This is a genomic window from Vibrio genomosp. F10 str. 9ZD137 (assembly GCF_049974785.1).
Taxonomy (GTDB): Bacteria; Pseudomonadota; Gammaproteobacteria; order Enterobacterales; family Vibrionaceae; genus Vibrio.
On sequence record NZ_JBNGCJ010000814.1, the window covers coordinates 1 to 1,395 of the forward strand.

Genomic DNA, 1,395 nt, shown 5'->3' on the forward strand with positions numbered 1-1,395 from the left:
ACAGCCGCAATGCAGCAACTGGCCGTTTCATCGAGAAAGTAGGTTTCTTTAACCCTACTGCTACTGGTCAAGAAGAAGGCCTACGTCTAGATCTAGATCGCGTTAACCACTGGGTTGGTCAAGGCGCATCTGTATCTGACCGCGTAGCTAAGCTAGTAAAAGACGCTAAAAAAGCGGCTTAATTCTATAATTTTTATTATTAGAAAATTAGCTTATGTCGATGAAAGGAAAAGAAACAATGAGTGAGCAAAACGAAAAAATTGTTATGGGCAAGTTTGGTGCTACCTATGGCATTCGCGGCTGGCTTAAAGTTTTTTCCTACACAGACAATGCTGAGAGCATTTTTGATTACAGTCCTTGGTTTATTAAACAAAAGGGCGAGTGGGTAGAATACAAAGTAGAAAGCTGGAAGCGTCATAGTAAAGCTATGGTAGCAAAACTAGCTGGTTTGGAAGTTCGCGAAGAAGCGCACTTACTGACTAATTTCGAAATTGCTATTGACCCGGCATCGTTACCAGAATTGTCAGAAGAAGAATTCTACTGGCGTGAATTGTTTGGAATGCAAGTTGTCACCACGAAAGGTTACGATTTGGGTAAAGTGACTGATGTCATGGAAACCGGTTCAAATGATGTTCTTGTAGTGAAGGCAAATCTAAAAGATGCTTTCGGACAAAAGGAACGATTAATCCCGTTTCTTGAAGAGCAAGTGATCAAATCAGTTGATCGCAAAGCTCAACGGATCGAAGTTGACTGGGATCCTGGATTCTAACTCTAAGTAACTGAGCGAATAGAACCAAGTTTATATTGGTGAAAACATGTGGATTGGCATTATAAGCCTGTTTCCTGAAATGTTCCGCAGCGTTACGGATTTTGGAGTAACAGGTCAAGCGGTTAAAAAAGGTCTTTTGTCGGTAGAGACATGGAATCCTCGTGATTTCACTCACGACAAACATCGCACTGTAGATGATAGACCTTACGGTGGTGGCCCAGGAATGCTTATGATGGTTCAGCCTTTGCGCGATGCCATTCATAACGCTAAGAAAGCCTCACCGGGAAAGACGAAAGTTATTTACCTCTCACCTCAAGGTCGAAAACTCGATCAAAAAGGGGTTGAAGAATTGGCAACCAATGAGAACCTCGTTCTTATTTGTGGCCGATACGAAGGGGTAGATGAGCGTATTATACAATCTGAAGTTGACGAAGAATGGTCAATTGGTGATTTTGTAATGACGGGTGGTGAAATTCCAGCCATGACGTTGATTGACTCAGTATCGCGGTTTATACCGGGTGTATTGGGTGATTTCGCGTCAGCAGAAGAGGATTCTTTTGCTAATGGCCTGTTAGATTGCCCTCACTATACGCGCCCTGAAGTGTTAGACAGATCGGAAGAGCGGT

3 protein-coding genes are annotated in these 1,395 nt (G+C 42.9%); all 3 read left to right on the forward strand.

The features are described from left to right. Nucleotides 1-182, forward strand: a 182-nt coding sequence (gene rpsP, locus ACP45E_RS18655) for a 30S ribosomal protein S16 (RefSeq protein WP_069585416.1), incomplete at its 5' end; no start/stop codon positions are given. Between the two features lie 32 nt (nt 183-214). After that, nucleotides 215-769 carry a ribosome maturation factor RimM gene (rimM, locus tag ACP45E_RS18660; RefSeq protein ID WP_026026502.1) on the forward strand — a complete coding sequence of 185 codons (555 nt, stop codon included), beginning with the start codon at nt 215-217 and terminating at the stop codon, nt 767-769. A gap of 46 nt (nt 770-815) precedes the next feature. Continuing rightward, nucleotides 816-1,395, forward strand: a 580-nt coding sequence (trmD, locus tag ACP45E_RS18665) for a tRNA (guanosine(37)-N1)-methyltransferase TrmD (protein WP_069585418.1), incomplete at its 3' end; no start/stop codon positions are given.

Bases quoted from the DNA above. Each gene is read 5' to 3' on its own strand.
- rimM (WP_026026502.1), top strand. From the start codon at position 215: ATGTCGATGAAAGGAAAAGAAACAATGAGTGAGCAAAACGAAAAAATT.